Below are 4532 nucleotides of genomic sequence, written 5' to 3' on the forward strand. Positions count from 1 at the left end.
GGAGGAGGACGAGCCGCCGCCTCCACCGCCGCCGCCCTCGGGGGCCGCCGAGGCGAGGCTGACACCGTGGTTCGTTCCACCGCCGCCGTTGTCGCCGAGCAGGGTGGAGATGCGGTTGCCGCCGCCTCCGCCGGAGCCGCCGCCGTCGTGGGAACCGCCGCCGCCGTGGGAGCCGCCACCACCGCCGGAGCCGCCGCCGTCATAGGAGCCGCCGCCCCCGCCGCCGGTGGCGTGCGAACCGCCGCCGCCACCGCCGCCCGAGCCGCCCGAGCCCGAGCCGCCCGAGCCGCCGCCGTCGGAGCCGCCTCCGCCCGAACCTCCCTCGCCCGAACCGCCGCCGGTCGACGGGGTGTGCGTCGTCACCGGGGTGGGGTCGACGTTCGGGGGCGCCGGGTCGCCGCCCGGAATCCCGCCGTCGAACTCCGTCAGCCCGCCCTTGCCGCCGCCGACCGCGCCGCCGAACGCGCCCGACGTGGCGCCCTTCGCGATGGCGTCCCAGCTCAGCGGGTCGCCGTGGATCGCGGACGTGGCGACCGTGCCGGCCACGCCGCTGACCGCCTCGGACACGCCGTCGCGCGCCATGCCCTTGAACATGTTGCCGAGCGGGGTCGCGGCCGCGTCGCCGACCCCGGGGATCTTGCCCGCGCCGAAGCCGATGCCGCCGGAGATCGCGCCGCCGATCGCGCCGTCCAGGGTCGCCTGGCCCGTCTTGGCCCAGTCGACGTCCTTCCGGTTGCCCTGGGCGATCTGCACGCCCTGGACGATCAGGTCGAGCCCGCCGCCCTGCAGCGCGCCGAACGCGGCGCCCTTCAGGACCGCGCCGAGGAACTTCTCCCCGAGCTTCTCCATCAGCTCTTTGAAGATGGTGCGGGCGGTGACCTGGGCCGCGCCCTCCACCGCCGGGATCCCCGCCGTCGACGCGCCGAACGTCTCGAACGCCGCCGCGATCAGCATCGCGATCTCGATCGCGGTGACGATCAGCAGCGCGATGAACATGTACTTCGCGTACTCGATGTCCAGCGCGCCGTTGTCCATGACGTCGGCGAGCTTGTTGCAGGCGTCCGCCATGCTCGGCAGCAGCCGCGGATCGGTGGTGATCCACTGCTCGACGTTCTTCTGGAACTTCTCGGCGGCCTCCGCGTCGAGGGTGCCGCGCACGTCGTTGACGCTGCCGGTGACGTCGCCGACGAGGTCGTTGATGGAGGTGGCGGCCTGGCGCCAGGCGTCCGCGCAGCGCCGCATCGCGGTCTCGTCGCCCTCGGGCCAGTCGGAGCCGACGATCCACGACAGCCACTGGACCTCGGCGGGGATTTCCAGACCCACGGGATCAGCTCACTTCAGCCTCGAGGCGTCTTCGGCCTTCTTGTATTCCTTGGCCATCTCGTCGACGCCCTTCTTGATGCCGTCCAGCCCCTTCTTGAGCTTGGGGAAGGCCTCCAGGACGTTCTTGCTGGGCTCGCCGTAGCCCTCTTCGAACTGCTGGCCCGTCTCGTCGGCGCCCCAGCACTTGCCCTCCGCCTGCAGCGCCGAGTTCAGCGTGTCGAAGATCTGCTGCAGGGTGTTGGCGTTGGTCTCGAAGCCGCCGCCGGCGCGCTTGAGGTCCTCGGTGTCGACCTCGTACCCGTCGAAGGTCATTTCGGCTGGATCCCGAGGCGGGCGCGGACCGCCTCGATGTCGTCGGGCCGTTCGGGCAGCAGCTTGGCGAGGTCGAACCCGCCGCCCTCGCCGGACGCGCCCTCGGGCGCGAGGCCCTGCATCGCGGCGCGCATCTGGTCGGCGACGTCGGCCTGCGCCTTCTTCGACGCCTCCATGACGGCCTCGGCGAGCTCCTCGCTGCCGAGCTTGCGGGAGACCCGCGGGTCGAACTCCAGCGAGGTCAGCCGGCCCTGCCGGTCGACCTTGACGCGGACCATGCCGTCGGCGGCCTCGGCGGACGCCTCGATGGTCTCCAGCCGGGACTGCATCTCCTGGATCTGCCGGCGCTTTTCCTGGTAGGTCTGCAGGAGTTCGTCGATATGCGCCTGCCATTCAGCGCGCACAGGGGACCCCTCTGTTCGTCGGGAGCTGAACGAGCCCGCGACCGCGCACGATCACAGACACACAGAGAGCGATCATTATGATGATTTCGTCGCTCATGTCGCAACCCGTTCACTGGTGATCGTGACAGGTCGCGGACGCGTTACCGCGGGTGTGGAACACTGCGGCGAGGCCGCCGGCGGCGCGTGCGGGCGGCGCCACCGGACAGCGGAGAGGACGGCCGGACCATGCGCAGGAGACCGAGCATCTGTGACGCGTGCGCGCGTCTCCAGCAGCGGGCCAACCCCGGCGCGGAGACGTCGCTGGACACCTGGATCCCGTACTGCGACGCGTTCCCCGACCGGGTGCCCGCCGAGATCTACACCGGCGGCTTCGACCACCGGGAGCCGTTCGAGGGCGACCGCGGGATCCGCTTCGAGATGAGGCCGGGCGGCGAGCGCGCGCTCGCGTCCTACGAGCGGGCGCAGGCCCGCAAGCGCGAGGCGCAGAGCCAGGACGGCTGACCGCGCGCCCACCGGCCGCGCGAAGGCAGGCCGCGCGAAGGCAGGCCGCGCGGCGGCGGGACGGGCGGTCGCCCGCCCGTCCGGTTCCCGCACGGCACGTTCCATCAGTCCGAGAAGAGCAGGGTGTTGGTGACCTCGACGCCGAGCTCGCCGGCCGTCGCGAACACGCTGCCGGTGCGGCCGCCGGTCGGCCCGCCGCTCTTCCAGTACGACTGCGCGTAGATCACGTTGCGGCCCTGCGACCAGGTCCGCGTCCAGTACGCCGGGTTCGGCCGCGGCTGCGGGAGCCCGCTGGCGTCCGACGGGGTGAGCAGCTTCGGCCAGCCGCTCTGGTCGGTGACGCCCTTGACGGTGATCGCCGCGGACGGGCTGCCCAGCGTCATGATCGACACCGAGGTGATGATCGTCTTGGTCGGGTTGGCGTAGACGGCCGAGTGCATCAGCCCGACGCACGGGTGCCGGCGCAGCGCGGTCAGCAGCTTGGCGTTGGCGCGGGTGACGCACGACTCGGTCCGGACGCCCGCCTGGGTGAAGGTGTGGCCCTTCGCCGTCCGGATCGTCCGGGACAGGACGCTCGCCGGGTCGCCGCTCCCGCCGCCGCTGGACGTCGTCGGCGTCGGCAGGGGCGAGTAGGTGCTCCCCGAGGACGGGTTGAGGTGGGTCACCGTCGGCATCACGACGGTCCGGTCGGGCTTGTCGTCGTCGTCGCTGCGCAGGATGAAGAACGCGCCGACGCCCACGATGCCGAGCACGGCGACCACGCCGATGATCAGCAGGGGCACGAGCGCGCCGCCCCCGCTGCGCTGCGGTGGCGGAGGGAAGCCCATCGGCGGGCCCGGCGGACCGGGTAGCGGCGGACCGGGCGGCGGGCCGGGCGGTGCCGGCGGGTAGCCCGGCCCGCCGGGCTGACCGGGCCATTCAGGGGGGTTCATGGTGTCGCTCCGGGCGGTGTGTCACGTGGCGGGGTGCCGATCGAGGTCCGGCAAGACTAGCGGGCGGGTAATGGTGATTTCAGGGCAGATCGCCGGTCTGGGGCTGTCTGTGCCGGTGAGACCGGTGTGCACCGTGCCTCCGGACGCCGCTCCGAGGGGCCGCACGACCCGCGGCGGTGCGTGGGGCGACGCGTGTCTCGTAGTCTTGGCGAGGAGAGGGGAGGCAGGTGTCCGACTCCAGCTGGCAGCAGGCGGTACTGCGCGAAATCGGCGCGTCCCGGCGCGGACTGCAGGTCCTCGACGCGGCGCCGTCCGGCCCCGCCCAGGGCACGTGGGGCGCCGATGCGCCACCCCGGCCTGCCCAGGAACGGGCGCCCGCCGCGGCCGTCCCGCCGCAGGTGGCCCAGGCCGCCGCACAGCCGGAGCCGCAGGCCGCGCCCGTCCAGCCCGTGCCGGCCGCTCAGCCCGCCCAGCCGGACGTCCCGGCCCCCGTCCCTGAGGCCCCGCCGTTCCCGCAGGTCGCGCAGGCGTCGCAGGACGTCCAGGACGAGCCGGCCCCGCTGCTGCCCGAGCCTCCGGCGCCCGACCCCGCGGCCCCGGCTCCGGCTCCGGTGGTGCCCGACCCGGTGCCGTCCCCGCAGGTCCAGCAGCAGACGGCGGCTCAGCAGGCGACGCAGCAGGCCACGGCGGCTCAGCAAGCCACGGCGGCGCAGCAGGCCGCCCAGCAGCAGGCGTTCCAGGAACAGGCCTTCCAGGAGCAGGCGGCGCAGCAGCAGGCCGCCGCACAGCAGCAGGCCGCGCAGCAGGCGGCGGCCCAGCAGCAGGCCGCGCAGCAGGGCGCGGACGTCCCGGCCGAGGCGCAGCAGCAGGCCGACCCGCTCGTCCACTCCGACTTCGACTGGGAGGCGGCGGTCAACCCGGTGCTCGGTGCGGTCCAGCCCGCCGCCGACCCGGCGGCGCAGCCGGGGCAGCGGACCGGGCAGCAGGCCGCCTGGCCCGACCCGGCGGCCGCCGCGCAGCAGCAGGCCGCGCAGGCCGCCGCGCCCGTCCAGCCGGTCAT

The 4532-nt window shown here is 74.0% G+C and carries 5 protein-coding genes and 1 pseudogene; 2 read left to right on the plus strand and 4 right to left on the minus strand.

Annotated features, from left to right (window positions below):
• The 3 genes from F9B16_RS52045 to F9B16_RS49350 all read right to left on the minus strand — a co-directional run.
• The coding region (locus tag F9B16_RS52045; RefSeq protein ID WP_449700486.1) for a WXG100-like domain-containing protein at positions 1-1323 on the minus strand (1323 nt) is incomplete at its 3' end.
• Between the two features lie 9 nt (positions 1324-1332).
• Positions 1333-1635, minus strand: coding sequence for a WXG100 family type VII secretion target (locus F9B16_RS49345; protein WP_151547173.1), 303 nt, complete (start codon positions 1633-1635; stop codon positions 1333-1335).
• Entirely contained in the window at positions 1632-2039 is a 408-nt protein-coding gene (locus F9B16_RS49350; protein WP_151547174.1) for a YbaB/EbfC family nucleoid-associated protein, read from the minus strand. Before F9B16_RS49350 ends, F9B16_RS49345 begins: the two co-directional genes overlap by 4 nt.
• Positions 2040-2264: 225 nt before the next feature.
• On the opposite strand from F9B16_RS49350, the gene F9B16_RS49355 reads away from it, so the two are divergent.
• A complete protein-coding gene (locus F9B16_RS49355; RefSeq protein WP_151547175.1) occupies positions 2265-2540 on the plus strand; it encodes a hypothetical protein in 276 nt (91 codons plus the stop codon).
• Positions 2541-2644: 104 nt separating this feature from the next.
• On the opposite strand, the gene F9B16_RS49360 is transcribed toward F9B16_RS49355, so the two are convergent.
• Positions 2645-3322: a flagellar basal body-associated FliL family protein gene (locus F9B16_RS49360; RefSeq protein WP_192809394.1), complete on the minus strand. Its 678-nt coding sequence runs from the start codon at positions 3320-3322 to the stop codon at positions 2645-2647.
• Positions 3323-3699: 377 nt separating this feature from the next.
• Here F9B16_RS49360 and F9B16_RS49365 point away from each other — a divergent pair.
• Positions 3700-4532, plus strand: a pseudogene (locus F9B16_RS49365) (hypothetical protein); the annotation flags it as partial.

This window comes from Actinomadura montaniterrae, assembly GCF_008923365.1.
In the GTDB taxonomy this organism is placed as follows: Bacteria; Actinomycetota; Actinomycetes; order Streptosporangiales; family Streptosporangiaceae; genus Spirillospora; species Spirillospora montaniterrae.